Raw genomic sequence first — 20,200 nt, forward strand, 5'->3', positions numbered from 1 at the left:
CAATCGTGAAACACCAGTTAACGTGAAACATCAAAAAGAATGAAAAATTGTGAAAGCTTGCTATCAAAAGCTTTCAAAAATAGCGGCATTTGCTTGTTGTGGATAACGAGTAGTTATCCACACATAAAAAAATAACCTTATCTTAAAATACGCATTAATCCGTTTTTTTCATAAAAAAAACCAACTATTTTCGTAGTAAAACGAGCATAGTTGGTTTAAATGTTTATTTGTCGAAAAATTATTCAGCTTTTTTCTTTTTCTTGCTTGCTTTTTCGCGTTCGTTTTTGTTAAGAATTTGTTTTCTTAAACGGATGCTTTCTGGTGTTACTTCACAGTATTCATCTTCATTCAAGAATTCTAATGATTCTTCTAACGTTAATTTTTTCGGTTTTTTGATGACTGATGTTTGGTCTTTCGTTGCCGAACGAACGTTAGTCATTTGTTTAGCTTTTGTGATGTTCACAGTTAAATCGTTGTCGCGGTTGTTTTCCCCAACAATCATTCCTTCGTAAACTTCTGTCGTTGGTTCAACGAAAACTGTACCACGTTCTTCAATACTCATGATTGAGTAAGTCGTTGCTTTACCAGTATCGATTGAAACTAGCGCTCCTTGATGACGGCCACCAATCGTTCCTTGAATCATTGGTAAGTATTGATCGAAGGTGTGGTTCATAATACCATAACCACGAGTCATTGATAAGAATTCTGTTGAATAACCAATTAAGCCACGAGCTGGTGCCAAGAAGATTAAACGCATTTGTCCGTTACCGGCATTAATCATATCTTGCATTTCGCCTTTACGTAAACTTAGGGATTCAATCACGCTACCCATGTATTCTTCAGGTGTGTCAATTTGAACACGTTCAAATGGTTCACATTTAACTCCATCAATTTCACGTTCAATAACTTCTGGACGAGAAACTTGTAATTCATAGCCTTCACGACGCATGTTTTCAATTAAAATTGATAAATGCAATTCGCCACGGCCTGATACAGTCCAAGAATCTGGGCCAATTGGATCAACACGTAAAGATACGTCTGTTTGTAATTCAGCCATTAAACGTTCTTCGATTTTACGAGCGGTGATGTATTTTCCTTCACGTCCCGCAAATGGAGAATTGTTAACTAAGAAAGTCATTTGTAAGGTTGGCTCATCAATGTGTAGAATTGGTAATGCTTCTTGATTGTGAACATCTACAACTGTTTCCCCAACGAAAATGTCTTCCATTCCGGAAACGGCAATTAAATCGCCCGCTTTTGCTTCATCAATTTCCACACGTTGTAGGCCAAAGAAACCTAAAATTTTCGTTACACGGAAATTTTTCACGCTGCCATCTAATTTCATCAACGCAACTTGGTCGCCGACTTTCATTGTGCCACGGAACACACGGCCAATCCCAATACGTCCAACGTAATCGTTGTAGTCTAGTAATGAGACTTGGAATTGAAGTGGTTCGTCTGAATTATCAACTGGAGCTGGCACATGTTCAATAATTTTATCAAAAATTGGGGCCATTGTTGGCTCTTGATCTGCTGGATCATCTGATTCACTTGAAGTTCCGTTTAAAGCAGAAGCATAAACAACTGGGAAATCTAATTGATCGTCGTCTGCGCCTAATTCGATGAATAACTCTAAAACTTCATCTACTACGTGTTCAGGACGAGCAGAAGGTTTGTCAATTTTGTTAACAACCACGATTGGTGTTACTTTTTGTTCTAATGCTTTTTTCAATACGAAACGTGTTTGAGGCATTGTTCCTTCATACGCATCGACAACTAAAACAACACCGTCTACCATTTTCATGATACGTTCTACTTCACCACCGAAGTCCGCGTGTCCTGGTGTATCTAGAATGTTGATACGTGTACCGTTATAATCTACTGCTGTATTTTTTGCTAAGATAGTAATTCCACGTTCACTTTCAAGTGCATTGGAATCCATTGCACGTTCTTGTAATTGTGTGTGCCCATCTAAAGTGTCAGATTGTTTTAAAAGTTCATCTACTAAGGTTGTTTTACCATGGTCAACGTGGGCGATAATTGCCACGTTACGAATATCATCTCTGTATTTCAATTTAATTGCTCCTTATCTATATACGCTTATGTTACTTAAGTCCATAAAAGCCGACTGCTTATTATAGCAAACTTTTTTCATTAAAAAAAGGCTTTCGCCTGCAAAAATAATGAAAGTTTTAGAAATTATTCGGCTTTTTCTGAAAACAAGGACATTTTTTTACAAATTTTTCTCTTTTAAAAGAGGAAGAGCCTTACCTTCCAGCAACGCTCTTCTTGGATTATTCCGATTCATTTAAATATCGGGTAAATACTTCATCATAGGTTTCAGGAGTTGCTGCAATAAAGTATTCACGACCCGCAAAAGTTAATGGTTTTCCTGTAACACCAGAGTATTTAAACCCAAATTCTTCCAAAAGTACTAAGCCTGCTGCATAATCCCAAGGACTTAGATTAGATAAATAGCCATGATGGTTGCCTTTTAACATGGCAATAATTTCCAAACCTGCACAACCGCTAATACGCACGCCCATGCTTGCTTGTCCGATTTCCGTTGCGTGATGAATATTTTTTCCATGCATGTAAGCATTCATGCCCCATAATCCATCTGCCAAGGCTTTCATAGTAGGCGCTTTTAATAATTGATTATTCCGATAAACGCCAAGCCCTTTGCCGCCCCAATAAAGTTCTTCTCGCATCACATCATAGATAAAACCTAATTTACCAATGCCGTCTTCATAAACAGCTAACATAATACAAAAATTTTCTCTTTCCATCACGAAATTCATTGTGCCATCAATCGGATCGATGATCCACACGCGACCAGCAAAACTTTTTAAAGTATTGTAGCCTTTTTCTTCCCCTAAAATTTGATCTTCGGGAAAATTTGTTTGAATTTTATTCATTAAAAATTCTTGGGTTTGTTCATCCATATTTGTCACTAAATCGGTGCGGCCATTTTTCTGTTGAACGGTTAACTCTGATTCCAAGTTCATTCGAATCACATCGGCTGCTTCAAAAAGCCAACTTTGAATTGTTTGAACAAATTTTTGCGTTTCAGTCATCTAATCATCCCCCAGCTTTAATTTACCGCTTCCCTGTTTTTTAGCTTGTTGAAGCGTACGATATAACGAATATCCTGAAGCATTTTCAAATTCACGACCTAAGCGTTTTTCTTCGCCGATACTTTTAACGACCGTTTTAAATTGTTGATAGGTTGTTAAAAATTTGTCAACAGGCAAGCCTGTTTCGTTGGCTTGCTCAACTGCTGTCCACATATTAGTGACAATCACCATTTCTTCTGTCGTCCAATCTAAATCTAATGGATATTGATAGTCTTTCATGTCTTCACCTCATCTTCTCTAGTTTAGCATATTTTCATAAAAAAACATCTTATTTACGTCGATTTTTTAATGCATTAAAGAGAGGATATTCTGCTGTTCCTTTGCGATACAAACTTTGTTGCGAAGCATAAATACCGCTATTTCCTGAGCACATAAAACTGATTAAGCAGACCATGAAAAAATAGACTGCCGCTTCACTACCAAATAGTTCAATGCCCATAATGAAACAAGCAATTGGCGTGTTCGTGGCGCCAGAAAAAACACCAATAAATCCTAAACCTGCTAAAAAAGGAATTGACAGATGTAACAAAGGGGCCAAAGAACTCCCTAACGTAGCCCCAATTTCAAACAATGGCGTCACTTCTCCTCCTTGGAATCCGGCACCCAAGGATAACACCGTAAAGAATAATTTCCCAACAAAATCAAAAGGCTGCGCATTGCCTGCAAAAGCATCTTCTAGTAAAGGTAAACTCAAGCCTAAATAACGTTGGTTGTTTAAGACGAGCACAAACAGAACGACAATGGACGCCCCAAGAAACGCACGAAGGTAGACATTAGCAAACCAATTTGCGTAGGTCTTTTTTAAAAAGACAATGGAACGACTAAAAACCCAACCTGCTAAGCCAAAACAAATCGATGCCAAAAATAATTTTACGAATAGATCAACCGACCAAGTCGGAATTTTGCCCATCGGATAATGCGTATGCGTTACACCAAAACTTTCAGTCACAAAATTAGCAAATAAGCCTGCAAAAAAACTTGGGAAAAGTGCCTCTGCACGAACTTTTCCAATCGCCAAAACTTCTAATCCGAAAACCGTTCCCGCTAATGGTGTGCCAAAAACAGAACTAAAACCTGCACTAATTCCGCTAATAATAATTACTTGTCGTTCCAAAGCGGACAGTTTAAAGACTTTTCCTACAGCATTTGCGATTGCGCCCCCCATTTGCACCGCCGTCCCTTCACGACCAACAGAACCACCAAATAAGTGCGTAGTAATCGTGCCAAACAATGTTAAAGGAATTAAGCGCAAGGGAATATCTTCTTCCCCGCCATTGCCTTGTTCAATCACTAAGTTATTTCCTCGGCTAGCATTTTTCCCAAAACGCGTATAGAAATACGTAAAAACAACACCGCTAATGGGGAGAATAAAGAGTAACCAAGGATTTGCTAAACGAACATCTGTTACATAGGTGAGACTCTTTAAGAAAAAGGCGGATAACGCCCCCATAAATAAACCAATAATTGCGGTAATGAGCAACCATTTTGCCATATAACCGCCGATTGATAGTAGTTGCTTTGTTTCTTTTTTCACTTTACATGCTCCTTTACAATTTTCTTATCGCCAATCCTAGCGTACAGAAAAAGCCTACCAAAGGGTACACTTCTCCCGTTTGGTAGGCGTCATTAATTTATTCGTCCGATAAATAGTTCGTGGTGAACACCATCACCATGTTGCTATTAAACTATTAAAAATAATACCACGCAACTCTGGAAAGTGCAATAAAAAATCAATTGCGTTCCGTTTTTATCCACGTTCTATTCCCTTTAATAAACCGATAATAAGCCATTACCACACTAACGAATAAAATTAAGTACATGTAGGAAATAGTAAAAGGTAAACTAATTAACCCCACTTTTGCCGGTACTTCTAATTGAAAATTTTTCAACTCGCGATAATAGTTGATTGTAAAAAAAATGCCGAAAACGAGTGAAATACTGACAGCCAAAGCAAAACTAATACCTAGAGATAACGAAAAACCTAACCTATACAAGTGTTGCAGTTGAAGCCCAGTTAAAACAAAAACGAGGATTCCTGCGACGAGATTAATAAAGGGTTGCGCTAAAAAATAATAGATGCCGCACTTCTGCCTTAGCGTTAATGACTTTGATTTAATCACCCTGGGTAAATACGCTAGACAATCTAAATTCCCTTGAACCCAACGGCTTCGTTGCCGAATAAAACGTTTCACACCTCTCAGTGCTTCTTGAGCCATAAAGGCCTCGTCAATATAAGCAATCGATAACTCTTTCAGCATTAATTTAATGGTTAACTCATAGTCATCCAATAAAGCATTTCCCCAAGGCTGATAGCCTAAGTGTTCGGTAATCATTGATAACCGAAAAAACTGACCATTGCCACCAAGTCCAATGGTTTTTGTTGCTCGACGCGCCTTTTGAATAAAATTATTAATCGTAAAAAACTCAACATCTTGTGCAATAAACATAAAACTTGTAACATCTTTCATTTTGATTCTTGTTTGCGCAGCACAGACTGTTGTATCTGCGAAAACAGCAGTTAGTTCATTGATAATATTCTCACTAAAAAAACCATCTGCATCCACTACTCCCACCAATATTTGATTTCGTGAGTAGTCTTTTTTTTCTGCATCTGCTAATACAATTTGGAAAGCATGGTTCAAAGCGGCGCCTTTGCCTTGTTGCGCATTAGGAAATTGACGAGACAGAACTTGGATTGGACCAGCAATACTGTCCATCATTGCTTTGGTTTGGTCCGTTGATCCATCATCAATCGCGATTATTTTTTTCTTAATTGGTAAAGCAACCAGTTTTTTTAATGTTTCTCCGATGACTTTCTCCTCGTTTACACACGGTACAAGAAAGTAGCAGAAAAATTCTTCTGCTACTTCGACTTCTCTTCTTGTTTTTTTTCTTGTTCGAAAACTGAGAAATAAACTTGTAAATAAATAGGTTAAGAAAATGAACATAATTACTTTGTATAACTGATACAAATAAATCATGTAATTTGTCCTCTTTTCAAAAAATAACGATATAGAATGTAGGCAGTGACAATTGAAACTAGAATAACACCAATTAAATCAGTCACGAAAAGGGCGCCCGTTGAAATTACCCCAAGTTTCGGTAAAGCGGATTGACTCATTAGATACTCCTTTCTCTCTATTTGTTTTTTACCAACACACCACCACGATAACCATGACACATCCCCCATAATAATATCTTGGCGGATTATAGTACACAGGTGGATTATAGTTAGTGATGGGTGGCACATAGGGCCAAACTGTTGGTGGCGGTGGATTATAAACTGGTATTCTGCGATTTTCTCGAACAATTGCAATTGTTTGCCCCGCATGATTTTGCATCAGACTGACACGTGTTGGCGTAGTATTTCGTGAATAACCAGCTGGCGCTTGAACTTCTCTAATTTCATACACTCGGTTTACGGATAGTCCACTGATAGTAACTGTACCATCTCCCCCAGTTGTCACTCTTTGTGTATAGCCGTTAGTTGTATCTTTCCATTCAAAAACAGCGCCTGCTAAACGTACTTTTGTTTCAACATCTTGTTTAATAATTTTAATAGCACCATAGTTTGCTTTATTGTTTAACACTAACGTATACGTTTTTGCGCCTTGGCCTCGTAAGTCAATCCGATGGACCCTACTATCCAACGCATACCCAGTTGGCGCTTGAATCTCGGTGATTTCATAAATACGATCTGACGATAATCCTGGAATCAGTACTTCACCATTTCCATTTGCTGTAAATGTTGCCGTATAGTTATTGGTGGTATCGCGAAATCTAAATTTCGCTCCTGCTAAACGTTGTTTTGTATCCGTATCTTGCTTAATAATTTTGATAGCGCCCTGTTGTGATGTATTATTCAAGACTAGTGTATAGGTTTTACCACCTTGTCCACGTAAATCAACTTTATGAACACGTCTATCTATAGTATAGCCGTTTGGTGCTTTAATTTCTGTGATCTCATAGATACGATCACTGGCTAATCCAGGAATCAGTACTTCACCGTTTCTATCCGCTGTAAACGTTGCTGTGTAATTGTTGGTCGTGTCTCGGAATTTAAATTGTGCGCCTGCTAAACGTTGTTTCGTATATCCATCTTGCTTAATAATTTTGATGGCACTTTTTTGTGCTTGATTATTTAAGACTAATGTATAGGTTTTACCACCTTGTCCACGTAAATCAACTTTATGAACACGTCTATCTATGATATAGCCATTCGGCGCTTTGATTTCTGTGATCTCATAGATACGATCACCGGCTAATCCAGTAATCAGTACTTCACCGTTCCTATTCGCTGTAAACGTTGCAGTATAATTATTGGTTGTGTCTCGGAATTTAAATTGTGCACCTGCTAAACGTTGTTTCGTATATCCATCTTGCTTAACAATTTTGATGGCGCCTTTTTGTGCTTGATTATTTTTGGTAAACGTGTAGGTTTTGCCAGCATAATTCGAAGGTAAAAGAACTCTATGCACCGTTTTGTCAAGTATATAACCATTTGGTGCTTTTATTTCTGTAATTTCATAAATCCGGTTGACGGAAAAATTATATAAAGTTGCTTCACCATTAGCATTAGCAGTTACTACGCCTGTATTCCCGTTCACTGTGTCACGCCATCTAAATTGTGCACCTGCTAAACGTTGTTTTGAATAACTATCTTGTTTAATTAATTTTAAATTGCCACGTAGCGCAACATTTTCAATGGTATAATAACCAATCTTGTCAGCAAAATTAGTCGTTAGGGTAACTCGGTAAGTCTTGTTATTTAAGATATAGCCGTTTGGTGCTTTAATTTCCGTAATTTCGTATACACGATTGACTGGCAAATCTGTTATCAGTGCTTGTCCATTTTTGTCGGCTACAACTGTTCCTTCTTTTCCCGTCACCGTATCACGCCATTTGAACTCTGCACCTGCTAGACGTTTTCTTGAATCTTTGTCTACTTTGATTATTGCTAGACTACCTTTTTGCGCTGTATTTTCAATGATTACTGTCACTACTTTATTTGCCTGTGCAGTTGTTAAAGTGACTTTATGCACGGTTTTGTCTAGTACATAACCTGTGGGTGCTTTCGTTTCTGTGATTTCATACGTACGATTGACGGATAAGTTGGGAATTGTGACCGTTCCATCGGTTCCAACTGTCACTGTTCCTGTTTTTCCTGTCACCGTATCTTTCCACTGAAATTCTGCGCCTGTTAAACGTTTTTTACTGTCTTTGTCTTGTTTAACAATTTTGATAGACCCTTTTTGCGCTATATTGTCAACAGTTACAGTCACTACTTTATTGGCTTGTGCAGTTGTTAAAGTGACTTTATGCACGGTTTTGTCTAGTACATAACCTGTGGGTGCTTTCGTTTCTGTGATTTCATACTTACGATTGACTGCTAAATTGGGAATTGTGATGGTTCCATCGATTCCAACTGTCACTGTTCCTGTTTTTCCTGTCACCGTATCTTTCCACTGAAATTCTGCGCCTGTTAAACGTTTTTTACTGTCTTTATCTTGTTTAACAATTTTGATGGAACCAATTTGTACTTGCTGCTTATTCTTCACCCGATATGTTAAAGTGTAGTCGGCTTTTCCAGCAAATGAAATAGGATGTTTAGTATCGTCTAATTCATAGCCATTAGGCGCCTTCGTTTCAACTAAATAATATTCTCCATCAGGTGATAAATTTGAAAATAACAGCTCGCCATTTTCATTCGTGACACCTTTTTCTATTAGATTATTTTTTTGGTCATACAACGAAAATTCAGCACCCGCTAAACGCTTCGCCTCATTATTTTCATCTACTTTTTCTACTTTTAATTGATTTTCTAAACGTGTATTTTCTTTTTTCAGACGAATCGTCTGAGTTTGGCCTGATTTAATTTCAAATGATACTGGCGTTGCATCTAATTTATAGCCGGGTGGTGCTTTAACCTCAATTAATTCATATTGATCAGGTTCTAAACCAGCTAAACGGATTTGTCCAGATTGATTGGTCCTTAAATTCTCTTGAATAACTTGTTGTGTTTTTTTATTCACAAGTTTGAAAATAGCGCCTTGCAGAACTTCAGCTGTCTCTGCGTCTATTTTTTCTAAAATAACACCACCTTGACCTGTTCCTCCACTATTTTCATCCGCAGTGATATAAGCGATGTCTTCATCTTCCCAAGCATCGAATCCCTCATTAGAAATACGCATATAGGTGTAATTTGATAGTAAGGCATCACTTGGAATATTTTCATTTGGAATTGTTTCTAAATAAATATAATAGGCGTTTTTGTTAGAAAGATAACTGCCCGTAGCCGTTGGTATTCCTTCAAATTTCTCCGCTTCATAATTAAGTCCGCTTTTAGAAGCATGTTTTTGGAAAAATTGACTAGCATCGTAACTGTATTCATCATGCTCTAAATTCCGAATCATTTCACCATTTACTTCTAAAATAGGCTGCTTGGTGAGATACGCGGCAATACTGTCAACAGCTAATGTTTGGTTTGGACCTACATTATCTAAAAATTTAAAGGTTGTTTTTTCTGAACCTGAAAGTCCTGCTTGGTTATAGTTAAAATAGATGACCCAAGCAACTCTTCCTTCTGGCGTAAAACCTAAAGGAACTTTCCGAACGAGCTCAGTTTCTGGAACTTTCTCAACATATTGCCCAATGTTAATCATTGCAACTTTTTGTGAATCTCCAAAAGTAAAAGTCACTTTATCTTCAAAATTTTCTGACAAATTTTGGTTATATCGTAATTTTAATTCTAAATCAGCTGAATAGTCTACAATATTTTGCAACGCTTTAATCGTCCAAGTTCCATCATCATTTGGAGTCACTCGAAGCCCATCACTGATTTCAAAAGGTGTCATTGAATAGGAATATTTTTCGCTATCCATTCTTAATGTAATCGTCTCTCCAATTGCTAATTCGGAAATTGATAACGCCAAGGAAACAGTTGCCCAATCTTTTGTCGCAACAATTTCCGTCTTATTTTCTGGATACTCCACAGATACAGACCGAATTTGCGGTCCACTTTCATTATCTATCGCATAAGAAATAATACTTGTATTAGATCCTAAAATAATAAAAATAATTAAACAAAGCGAAAATAACTTATTAATAATTTTTTTCATTCATCACAATCCTTTCAACATCAATATGTGTCTTTTTAGACACTAATTCACTAAAAAAAATAGTCATAATTTCTTCATTCTTCAAATCCAACAACTGTGAAATCAATTTAATATCCGCTGCTTTGAAAACAACTTCTCCTTTTAATTTTTTGTAAATCGTTGAAGCGGATACGGGCTGCCCGTATGCAGTCATTTCATTTGCCAACCATTCAACATTTTTTCCTTTCATTCTCAATTTTGAGTGAATTAAATTTGATTCCATTTTACTCTCCCCCTTTTCCACTCTTCGTGTCTAATAAGACACAGAAATTATATCATTTTGTGAAAAAAACGTCAATATCATTAAAATCAAATAACTTTTTTGTTATATTTGTTATATCTACTTTCAAAAAAACATGTTTCTTTTGCGACACTTTTTGTGCTAGAATGTTTTTACGGAGGTGGTTTTTTTGAAAGAAAATTTTTTGAAGCAAAAACGGATGGAGAAAAATCTTACATTAGAACAAGTTGGAAATTTTGTTGGTGTTGGAAAAAGTACCGTCAGGAAATGGGAAACTGGAATGATTGAAAATATGGGGAGGGATAAAATTGTCGCCTTATCTAAAGTTTTAGATGTATCACCTCTTGAAATCTTAGGTATTCCTGAAACGGAAGAAACGCCACTTGTTGTCCCGACCAATATTATGAATGTTTACAAACAATTGACAACTGAAAATCAAGAAGCAGTCTATCGATATGCTCAAAAGAAATTAACAGAACAAAATTACTTTTAATATTTATTTTAAATAGATGAATGTTAGACTTTTTAGTCAACGTCAAACAAAAAAAGCTTATCCTTCCGGATAAGCTTTTTTTAGATTGACTGTTGGCCAAAATACTGACGCCATTTGGTTTTCATGGCTGTCGTCATCGGCAACGCTGCTTCTTTGACAGCACAATATTTGTCAACAAAGGTTACAATGTAACTTTCTTTGTATTTTGGTGGTGCAATAGTTGCGCCCCACATATGTTTAATAATAATGTCTCGTTCTAAATCAGACAACTCTGTAATTTTTTCAGCATTTTTGGCTGCAATTCGTGGATGAACATAGGCATGAGAGCCTTCGTCAAACTTTGTTGTGCGCCAATCATAGTAAAACAAATCATGCAATAAACCAGCACGAGCTGTTGCACGAGCATTGCCGTTCCAACGCTTTGCTAATTTATAGCTATGATAGGAAACACTAATTGAATGTTCTAAACGAGTTGAATGCATATGTTGTGTGTATTCTGCTAATTTTTGGACTTCTTCGGTTGCTAATAAATCTTCTACATAAGAAAGATATTCTTCGTCTTCACGCCATTTTTCTGTCATATAATTGGGTGCCACCTTTTCTAATCCTTTTATAACTTGACTCGAGTATAGCACCCCAGCTATTTAATTACTATGAATTTCTCAATCTGTAACTTAACTTTAATATTTGCTTAATAAGTTTAGCGTTCAACGCAGTAAAATTTTCACAAAAACTTCTACATTTCTTCTGGTGCATGTAATCCTAGTAAACGTAAATCTTCTTTTAAAACAGTAGCTACTGCATAAACTAACGCTAAGCGTGCCTCTTTTTGAGCATCTTCATCCAAAATCCGAACATGGGCATAATATTTATTGAACGCTTGTGCTAAATGAATGCTATGTTTCGCAATAACAGATGGTTCATATTTTTCAGCAGCTTGCATCACAGTTTCAGGGAATTTTTGTAACAACTTCACGACTTCCCAGCTATCCTTGTCATTTAGTGCATAACGTTGTGTAGCGTCTGGTGTAAAGTTTGCTTTACGTAAAATACTCATCGCACGAGCATGTGTATATTGAACATATGGGCCAGTTTCGCCTTCAAAACGAACAACTTCATCTAATACAAAATCGAAATTATTTAGACGATCATTTTTAAGGTCATGGAAAATAACTGCACCTACACCAACTTGTTTCGCCACTTCTTCACGATTTGCTAAGTCTGGATTTTTCTCGTTAATTTGATTTCCTGCTAAAGTAACAGCTTCATTCAATACTTCTTCTAATAAAACAATTTTCCCTTTACGTGTGGATAATTTTTTACCGCCTTGAGTAATTAAACCAAACGGAATGTGTTCCATATCATCTGACCAGTCAAATCCTAGTTCTTTCAAGACTGCTTTTAATTGTTTGAAGTGATTGCTTTGTTCGTTGCCGACTACATAAAGTGATTTGGCAAAATCATACGTCCGTTTACGGTAAAGCGCAGCAGCTAAATCCCGTGTGATATATAAAGTCGCACCATCTGATTTACGAATAAGTGCTGGATTTAAATTATATTCTGTCAAATCAACAATTTCTGCACCTTGATTTTCTGTTAATAAATGTTTTTCTTCTAATAAAGTAACAATTTCATCCATTTTATCATTATAAAAGGCTTCGCCATTATAAGAATCAAATTCAACTTCTAACATGGAATAGATTTTATCAAATTCTTTTAGAGACTCGCTACGGAACCATTTCCATAATTCATTGGCTTCTTGGTCTCCTTCTTCTAATTTTTTAAACCAAGCACGTGCTTCGTCTTCTAATTCTGGTTTTTCTTCTGCTTCTTCATGAAATTGCACATATAAGCGCAATAATTCATTAATTGGTTGTTGGCGGACTGCTTCTTCAGAACCCCATTTTTTATAAGCTACAATTAACTTACCAAACTGTGTACCCCAGTCACCTAAGTGGTTAATCCGAATTGGCTGATACCCAATTTTTTCTAAAATAAAGGCAATTGAATTCCCGATTACCGTAGAACGTAAGTGCCCCATAGAAATTGGTTTAGCAATGTTTGGTGAAGACATATCAATAGGAACATTGCCATTATTGCCAAAGGTACTGTTTCCGTAGTTGTTTTTTTCTTTGACTACTGCGCCAATGACAGCTTGACTGACTGCTTCTTTATTCATGAAAAAGTTTAAATAAGGTCCCACCACTTCAATTTTTTCAAAATTTGTCCCATCAATTTTTTCTGCTAATTCTGCTGCAATTTGTTGTGGTGCTTTACGATAAATTTTAGCTAATGAAAAGGCTGGAAAAGCAACATCTCCATGATCAACAGATTTAGGATTTTCCAATAATTGTTCGATTTGATCCATCGTTAATTCTTCATTTAAAACATCATGTAACGCTTTTGCTACGATTTCTTTGTTGTTCATAAGAACCCTCCTGATTAATTTGTAAGTATAAAAAAACAAAAACGTCTCTGACAAAACAAAATGATTTGTTTTGTCAGAGACGAGAATTTACCCGCGGTACCACTCTAATTGTCTATACTACTTGGATAGACCTGCTTCATCGATAACGGTGATTGCCGTCTGCTTTCAGCAGAATTCTAAAAGTGCGCTTCCTCATTCCGATCACTCTTGGCTCCCACCTTCCCAAGATCGCTAAGCTGACGTTGAAATAAGTACTCTCTTTATCATCGAATGTCATTGTTAAACTGGCTTCATTATAGCAAATTTTTGTCTAGCTGGCTAGCCTTCTTCACTAATTGTCATAAAACTAACGCCAGGTTCTGCATTTAAGTTATACGAAGCAAAGTGATTCTTTTCAGCTTCGATAAAGGCGGCAGCGCCAATCATCGCCGCGTTATCCCCACAAAGTTTTAATGGCGGAATAAGTAATGTCACTTCTGGTAATTGTTCACTGATTGCATGTCTCATTGCTTCTCGTAATCCTTGATTCGCAGCAACGCCCCCAGCAATTAGCAATTGTTTAACAGGATATTCTTGACAAGCACGAATGGTTTTAGTCACTAATACTTCTACCACACTCGCCTGAAAACTTGCGGCTAAATCCTTTGTAGACAGTACTTCACCACGTTGCTCTGCATTATGAACCGTGTTAATAAACGCACTTTTCAAACCACTAAAGCTAAAGTCATAGTTATCCTCTTTTAGCATCGCCCGTGGAAATTGATAGGTATCTGTGCCTTCATGGGCCAAAGCATCAATCTCTTTGCCACTAGGATAAGGCAACCCTAACACACGTCCGACTTTATCATACGCTTCACCAGCTGCATCATCACGTGTTTCACCAACAATTTCGAAAGAGCCATCTTCTTTCATGTAGACCAATTCCGTATGTCCTCCACTAACGAGTAAGGCCATCAATGGAAATTCGAGCGGTGCCACAAAACGGGCAGCATAAATGTGCCCAGCCATATGATTGACTGGAATAAGTGGTAATTGGTGCGCCCAAGCAAATGCTTTTGCTGCAGAAAGTCCTATTAATAAAGCACCAACTAACCCAGGCCCATAGGTCACAGCAACGCCACTAAGCTCTTCTGGTGTGACTTTTGCTTCTGTTAATGCTTCTTCAATACAGATCGTCACTTGTTCAACATGATGACGGCTCGCAACTTCCGGAACGACTCCACCAAAACGTTGATGGCTCTTAATTTGCGAAGCTACGATATTGGAAAGAATTTTGTCGCCATCTTCAATGACAGCCACACTTGTTTCATCACAGCTACTTTCCACAGCTAATAATAATTTACGTTCTTTTGTAAAAATTGTCATTGGGCTTCCTTCCTTAATTTCGCACACATTACAAAGGCATTTTCTTGAGGTTCTTTATAATAATTTTTTCGAACAGCTACTTTCCGAAAACCTGTTTTCTCATAAAGTTTTTGAGCTAATGTATTCGATTCTCTGACCTCTAAGAAAATTTGTGTAATGTCACGACTTTTAACATATTCTTTAAAAGCTTTCATTAATTGACAACCAATTCCTTGGTGTTGTTTCTGACCATTCACAACAACGTGACTAATTTCTGCTTCATCTAAAATAAAATGATAGGCAATATAACCTAACCACTGGCCATTTTCAACTAAAAAAAGATATTCGCTATTTTCCTGAGCAAAATCTTCCGCGAATTGTGTTTCTGTCCAAGGGGAGCCAGTTGTATAAGAAGAATTACTAAAACGCCATAATTCTTCACCAATATTTGCTATAGATATTTCTTTTTTTGTTACTAACATTTTTTCTTCACTCTTCTTTTAAATCAATTATCATTTCTAGTGCGTCTTCATTATTTTCGTCATAATAGCCTTTTTTCACCGTTTGTGAGGCAAAGCCAATTTTTCGATATAAACGTTGGGCTTTAACATTACTCATTCGTACTTCTAGCGATAAGGTTTCACAACGATTTTTCTTGGCAAAAATTCGCGTTTCTTCTATTAAAGAACGACCTAAACCTAAGCCTTGGTATGCTGTGTGAACAGCGACATTCGTAATGTGTGCATCCGTTCCTTGAATCCGACAGCCAATAAAGCCAACTGTTTTTCCGTTAATTGCCGCTAACAAATAGAGATGCGGCGCTTTTGAGCCAAGTTCTGCCATGAAAGCAGACATCGTCCAAGGAAGTTCCCCAGCATAAACTTCGCGTTCAATTGCAAGTAAATCCTTAATATCTTGGTAGGTAATTTCACGCAATTGAAATTCTTGCTGGTTCATTGCAATGGTTTTAGTTATATACCGTTGCCTTCTTTTTGTAAAGTATTTTGTCACAAAATTAAAGTTTTTCCACATAGCTTTCTCCATTAGGCGTGTGTGTCTTCAACCAATTTTCTTCCGCTTCTACTTTTTTCAAATACGCAGGTAAGAACCCATGAACATTTTCAACAGGTTCAGCCACACTACCTAACGCAGCCAAAACTGCGGCATTAGGAATTTGCCATTGCGGGACATCACAAATTTCTCCATGAGGAATGATTTGAGCTATTTCTTCAGTGAATTTTTCAACATCTTCACCAACAAAAAAAAGATTTGGTTCATTTTTTAGTTGTTCTAATAACTCCCGCAGGGAAATATGTTGGTCCGGTAACTCATTTTGCCACATGCCATTGACAAACCGATAAGCACCAGCATAGACGTTTTTACGACGCGCATCAAAAAGAGGCACAACTAAACCGGTTTGTCCAACACAATTGGCAGCTAACGTTTGTAGACTGGAAATGCCTACTAGCTCTTTCTTTAAAGTATAGGCCAATGTTTTGGCAGTCGTCACGCCTAAACGTAAACCAGTGTATGATCCAGGTCCTTCTGCTACGACAAAACGATCAATTGCCGTTGGCGCCAAGTTCAATTGACTCATCAAATAGTCAATTGCCAGCATTAATGTTAAGCTATGATTTCTTTTAACCGTTGCTGTATAACTTCCCAGAATTTTTTGATTTTCACACACAGCAATACTCAATGTTTGGTTAGATGTATCTATTGCTAAAATTCGCACACGAATCCCTTTCCTTCTACAATTTAGTCGCTTCATTGTAGCACACTTTCCTTTTTCTAAAAAGGGAAAACGAGGTTTCTTTTTACAGAAACCTCGTTTCGTTCATTTTCTCTTTTTATTTAATGGTTGCTTCTAAGTAATCAATTAATGGTTTACTGATATCTGTTGCAGAACCATTTTCTCCTGAATTTTCAACCATAATCATTGTTAAGAATTTATTGTTACTACGATCTAACGTTAGAAGGAAACTGTTTTCTTTGCCATCTGTATCTTGTTTATCTTTTATTTCAGCTGTTCCTGTTTTGGCAGCCAATGAGAAGTTCGGATTGTACATATTATAAACATAACCTGAAGGATCTTCCACACTACCTAAAAGATCTGTGGCAATTGTATTCGCTGCGTTGGCGCTGATTACATTGTCTTTTTTCTTCGTTTCTTTGTCTAAAACTAGTTTTGGATAGACTAATGTCCCATTATTTTGGAAAACACTATACATGGTAGCTTGCTGGATTGGCGAAATTAACAATTGGCCTTGGCCGTAGCCCGTATCTGCCAAAAGAATTTCAGAATTAAATTTATCTTCATTTGAAATTTGAGCAGGCGTCATGGCAATTGGTAAATCTAGTTCCTCACCGAAAATGAATTTATTAAGACCCGCTCTAAATTTGTCTTCCCCCATACGTAATGTTTGTTGGGCAAAATAAATATTATCTGAATTAACTAAAGCGGTACGCAGATTGACTGGACTTGCTTCTTTTACACGTGTTGCAAAATAGCCGCCCCAAGATTTATCTTTTTGCCATTTCAAGCCATTAATTTCTAGCTCTTCATCTGGCTTCAATGTCCCTGCATCTAAACCAATGGCACCGGTAATTGTTTTAAAGGTAGAGCCTGGTGCATAGCCTGTCGCAAAACGTGCTGTGAATGGTAAATCTTTGTTGTTATTGTAAGCATCATATTCTTTTTGAGAAATACCATTGGCCATTTTATTAGGATCATACGAAGGTGAACTAACCGTTGCTAATAAATCGCCTTTTTGAGGATCGGTAATGACCGCACTACCAGGGCGTTTGTCAAATATAGCGAAGGCTTGTTGTTGTACGCCACTGTCAATCGTTAATTTAATCGTTTGACCATCTTTTTTCTCTTTGGTTTGTAAAGCTTTTTTGACATTCTCTTTGTCATCTAAAATAACTAGTGAGCCACCATCTTGCCCTCTTAATTCTTTATCAAACGCTCGTTCTAAGCCAGTTTTACCAATTACGCCCGTACTACTTAACTCTGGATTTTTTTTAATATCTTCTGCAGTAATGGTGCCTGTATACCCGATTAATTGCGCAGCTGCTTCCCCCAGCGGATAATAACGTGACTCTGTATCTTTTGTCGCAGCCCCTGTTGGTAATTCTGTCACTGGTTCAGAAGCGACTGTGATTGGTACAAAGGAGTCTGCTTGGACCCACCCTTGGCTTAACTTTTGATTGATTTCATCAACAGAAACGCCGAACTTATCACTAAAAGCTTTGATATTGGCTGTTTTTTCTGCGCCAGAACCGAGTTTGCCAGGCACTACGCCCACTTCGTCAAACACTTTGTTAATTGCTAGCCCACTACCATTACGATCGACAATTTCTCCACGTTTGGCATTATCTACTTGAATCGAAATTTTATCATTTCCTGACATATCTGGAAAAATTAAAGACGGCTTCCAAGCGATTTGGTAGGTATCGCCTTTTTTGGCGATACTTGATTGATAAGACAAATCTTTCATTTCGCCTAAAGGGGTACTCATCGATAATTTATAGGTAAATGTGTATTGATTGTCTTTCGCTTTTTTGACTTGAACATCACTAGCTTTGACTCCTTCTGCTTGAATCCCTGAATAAATTGCTTGGTATTTTTCAACAACAGATTTAGTATCATAGCCATTTTTCTTTAAGCTAGCTTCTTGAACAACGGACGGTAACTTATCAAATTTCTGTTTTGTCAATACGTTTAAAAATGTAGTAGCTGTTTTCTTCGCTTCGGCTAATTCTTGTTTGGCTTGCCATTGACTATAAGCATAATACCCGCCACCGGCAGCAGCGATTAGAACCAAGGCAGAAACACCAAGAATAAGTGGTTTTTTTGAAGATTTTTTATTACGATTGCTTCGTTCCATTCAATAATCCCCTAACTATATAATATGTCTTTTCTTCTATTATACGTAACTTTTTTTAAAATGCTTGTGTTTCACCTATACTTTTTTTAATTTCTTAATAAAGTTTGATCAATTTTTTCCATTTCATCAGGCTTTCGTTGGATTTCTCTGCATTCATTGTGTGGTATACTAGCTGTAACAATTAGTTTTTTATTAGGAGGAATGAACATGGGACTTATTAAAGCAGCAACAAGTTCAGTTGGCGGTGGCTTGGCCGATCAATGGCTAGAGGTTATTGAACCTGATAATATGGGGGACACAACCGTCATGACAAAAGGTGTTTTTGTGCGTAAAGATGATAAACGTGGTTCTAATCGTAAAGGAACGGACGATGTTTTAACAGATGGTTCTGTTGTACATGTCTATCCCAACATGATGATGCTTCTTGTCGATGGGGGCAAAATCATCGATTACACTGCTGAAGAAGGCTATTATACAGTCAAAAATGATTCTGCGCCTTCAATGTTTAACGGTTCTTTAAAAGATGCGATTGCAGAGACCTTCAGTCGTTTCAAATTTGGTGGCGTAACTCCACAAAAACAACAAGTTTTTTATATTAACTTGCAAGAAATTAAAGGCATTAAATTTGGAACACCTGCGCCATTAAACTATTTTGATAATTTTTATAATGCCGAACTTTTCTTACGTGCACACGGAAATTACTCAATTAAAATTACAGATCCTTTACTATTTTATACTAATGCGATTCCTAAAAATCAAACGCAAGTAGATATTAATGATATTAATGAACAATATTTGGCAGAGTTCATTACAGCATTGCAAGCAGCAATCAATCAAATGTCTGCTGATGGGCAACGTATTTCTTATGTTCCCTCAAAAAGTGTTGAATTAAGCAAATATATGCAAACTGCACTTGATGAGGATTGGCGCACCAATCGCGGCATGGAAATTGTTTCTGTAGCAGTTGCGAGCATTTCTTATACAGATGATTCAACAAAATTAATCAACATGCGAAATGAAGGAGCTATGCTCAGCGATCCAGGTGTTCGCGAAGGCTATGTTCAAGGTTCCTTGGCTCGTGGTATGGAGGCTGCTGGTAAAAATGAAGGTGGCGCTATGAGCGGCTTTATGGGCGTTGGTATGGGCATGAATGCGAATGGCAACTACTTTGCGCAAGCGTCTCAAACAAACCAACAACAAATGCAAGAAAAACAAAACCAGCAAAACGCACAAGGGTCTACAGACACTTGGACTTGCCCACAATGTGGGACTGAAAACACTGGGAAGTTTTGTTCAAACTGTGGTACACCAAAACCAACAAACGAGAAACCAAAATTAGAAATGAAATGTAGTGAATGTAGCGAAATTGTTGACTTAAGTAATGGTATTCCTAAGTTCTGTCCACATTGTGGTAAACCATTCCAAGGGGTTCCTTTATAAGCAAGTAGTGAACAATTAAAGAAAAGGGTCAGGCACAAGTCTACCCTTTTTCTTTGAATCAGATTCC

At 37.2% G+C, this 20,200-nt stretch carries 17 protein-coding genes, 1 riboswitch and 1 other annotated feature; of the genes, 2 read left to right on the forward strand and 15 right to left on the reverse strand.

All coding sequences use genetic code 11. The features are described 5' to 3' along the window. Positions 1–238: 238 nt before the first annotated feature. The 8 genes from typA to IGK03_RS09955 all read right to left on the reverse strand — a co-directional run bounded on the left by typA (position 239) and on the right by IGK03_RS09955 (position 10,517). A complete protein-coding gene (typA, locus tag IGK03_RS09920) occupies positions 239–2,074 on the reverse strand; it encodes a translational GTPase TypA (protein ID WP_002356682.1) in 1,836 nt (611 codons plus the stop codon). Positions 2,075–2,294: 220 nt separating this feature from the next. After that, positions 2,295–3,077 (reverse strand): inositol monophosphatase family protein, encoded by a 783-nt coding sequence (locus IGK03_RS09925; RefSeq protein ID WP_016616755.1) that lies wholly within the window; start codon positions 3,075–3,077, stop codon positions 2,295–2,297. Then, positions 3,078–3,356: a UPF0223 family protein gene (locus tag IGK03_RS09930; RefSeq protein WP_002356679.1), complete on the reverse strand. Its 279-nt coding sequence runs from the start codon at positions 3,354–3,356 to the stop codon at positions 3,078–3,080. A 49-nt stretch (positions 3,357–3,405) separates the two neighbouring features. Further along, complete coding sequence (locus IGK03_RS09935) at positions 3,406–4,671, reverse strand: voltage-gated chloride channel family protein (RefSeq protein ID WP_002384204.1); 1,266 nt, start codon at positions 4,669–4,671, stop codon at positions 3,406–3,408. Between the two features lie 76 nt (positions 4,672–4,747). Continuing rightward, a riboswitch (Fluoride riboswitch) is annotated at positions 4,748–4,817 on the reverse strand. A 50-nt stretch (positions 4,818–4,867) separates the two neighbouring features. Continuing rightward, positions 4,868–6,118 carry a glycosyltransferase family 2 protein gene (locus IGK03_RS09940; protein ID WP_010713202.1) on the reverse strand — a complete coding sequence of 417 codons (1,251 nt, stop codon included), beginning with the start codon at positions 6,116–6,118 and terminating at the stop codon, positions 4,868–4,870. Next, on the reverse strand, positions 6,115–6,258 hold the full coding sequence (locus IGK03_RS09945; RefSeq protein WP_002400869.1) for a hypothetical protein: 144 nt from the start codon (positions 6,256–6,258) through the stop codon (positions 6,115–6,117). The genes IGK03_RS09940 and IGK03_RS09945 overlap by 4 nt, the downstream gene beginning before the upstream one ends. 28 nt (positions 6,259–6,286) lie before the next feature. Then, complete coding sequence (locus IGK03_RS09950; protein ID WP_104877087.1) at positions 6,287–10,255, reverse strand: MSCRAMM family protein; 3,969 nt, start codon at positions 10,253–10,255, stop codon at positions 6,287–6,289. After that, positions 10,239–10,517 carry a hypothetical protein gene (locus tag IGK03_RS09955; RefSeq protein WP_010707303.1) on the reverse strand — a complete coding sequence of 93 codons (279 nt, stop codon included), beginning with the start codon at positions 10,515–10,517 and terminating at the stop codon, positions 10,239–10,241. The genes IGK03_RS09950 and IGK03_RS09955 overlap by 17 nt, the downstream gene beginning before the upstream one ends. Before the next feature lie 178 nt (positions 10,518–10,695). Between IGK03_RS09955 and IGK03_RS09960 the strand changes: the two genes are divergently transcribed. Beyond that, entirely contained in the window at positions 10,696–11,028 is a 333-nt protein-coding gene (locus IGK03_RS09960) for a helix-turn-helix domain-containing protein (protein WP_016618386.1), read from the forward strand. An 80-nt stretch (positions 11,029–11,108) separates the two neighbouring features. Here IGK03_RS09960 and IGK03_RS09965 read toward each other — a convergent pair whose 3' ends face one another. From IGK03_RS09965 to IGK03_RS09995, 7 genes are all read right to left on the reverse strand, one after another. Continuing rightward, complete coding sequence (locus tag IGK03_RS09965) at positions 11,109–11,609, reverse strand: HD domain-containing protein (RefSeq protein WP_002356666.1); 501 nt, start codon at positions 11,607–11,609, stop codon at positions 11,109–11,111. Positions 11,610–11,764: 155 nt separating this feature from the next. Further along, a complete protein-coding gene (argS, locus tag IGK03_RS09970; RefSeq protein ID WP_002367081.1) occupies positions 11,765–13,456 on the reverse strand; it encodes an arginine--tRNA ligase in 1,692 nt (563 codons plus the stop codon). A 72-nt stretch (positions 13,457–13,528) separates the two neighbouring features. Next, positions 13,529–13,732: a binding site (T-box leader), on the reverse strand. A 42-nt stretch (positions 13,733–13,774) separates the two neighbouring features. Then, positions 13,775–14,821: a tRNA (adenosine(37)-N6)-threonylcarbamoyltransferase complex transferase subunit TsaD gene (gene tsaD, locus IGK03_RS09975; protein WP_002374298.1), complete on the reverse strand. Its 1,047-nt coding sequence runs from the start codon at positions 14,819–14,821 to the stop codon at positions 13,775–13,777. Further along, the gene (gene rimI / locus IGK03_RS09980) at positions 14,818–15,282 is read right to left on the reverse strand and encodes a ribosomal protein S18-alanine N-acetyltransferase (RefSeq protein WP_010713199.1); all 465 of its coding nucleotides are present in this window, start codon (positions 15,280–15,282) and stop codon (positions 14,818–14,820) included. The genes tsaD and rimI (IGK03_RS09980) overlap by 4 nt, the downstream gene beginning before the upstream one ends. Before the next feature lie 7 nt (positions 15,283–15,289). Then, entirely contained in the window at positions 15,290–15,844 is a 555-nt protein-coding gene (gene rimI / locus IGK03_RS09985) for a ribosomal protein S18-alanine N-acetyltransferase (protein WP_002384199.1), read from the reverse strand. After that, positions 15,816–16,535 carry a tRNA (adenosine(37)-N6)-threonylcarbamoyltransferase complex dimerization subunit type 1 TsaB gene (tsaB, locus tag IGK03_RS09990; RefSeq protein WP_033625092.1) on the reverse strand — a complete coding sequence of 240 codons (720 nt, stop codon included), beginning with the start codon at positions 16,533–16,535 and terminating at the stop codon, positions 15,816–15,818. The genes rimI (IGK03_RS09985) and tsaB overlap by 29 nt, the downstream gene beginning before the upstream one ends. A gap of 115 nt (positions 16,536–16,650) precedes the next feature. Next, positions 16,651–18,693, reverse strand: coding sequence for a penicillin-binding transpeptidase domain-containing protein (locus IGK03_RS09995; protein ID WP_002400876.1), 2,043 nt, complete (start codon positions 18,691–18,693; stop codon positions 16,651–16,653). Positions 18,694–18,900: 207 nt separating this feature from the next. Here IGK03_RS09995 and IGK03_RS10000 point away from each other — a divergent pair, with 207 nt between their 5' ends. Continuing rightward, positions 18,901–20,133: an SPFH domain-containing protein gene (locus IGK03_RS10000; RefSeq protein ID WP_002381543.1), complete on the forward strand. Its 1,233-nt coding sequence runs from the start codon at positions 18,901–18,903 to the stop codon at positions 20,131–20,133. Positions 20,134–20,200: the final 67 nt, after the last annotated feature.

This window comes from Enterococcus sp. DIV2453a (genome assembly GCF_050533535.1).
GTDB classification, from domain to species: domain Bacteria; phylum Bacillota; class Bacilli; order Lactobacillales; family Enterococcaceae; genus Enterococcus; species Enterococcus faecalis.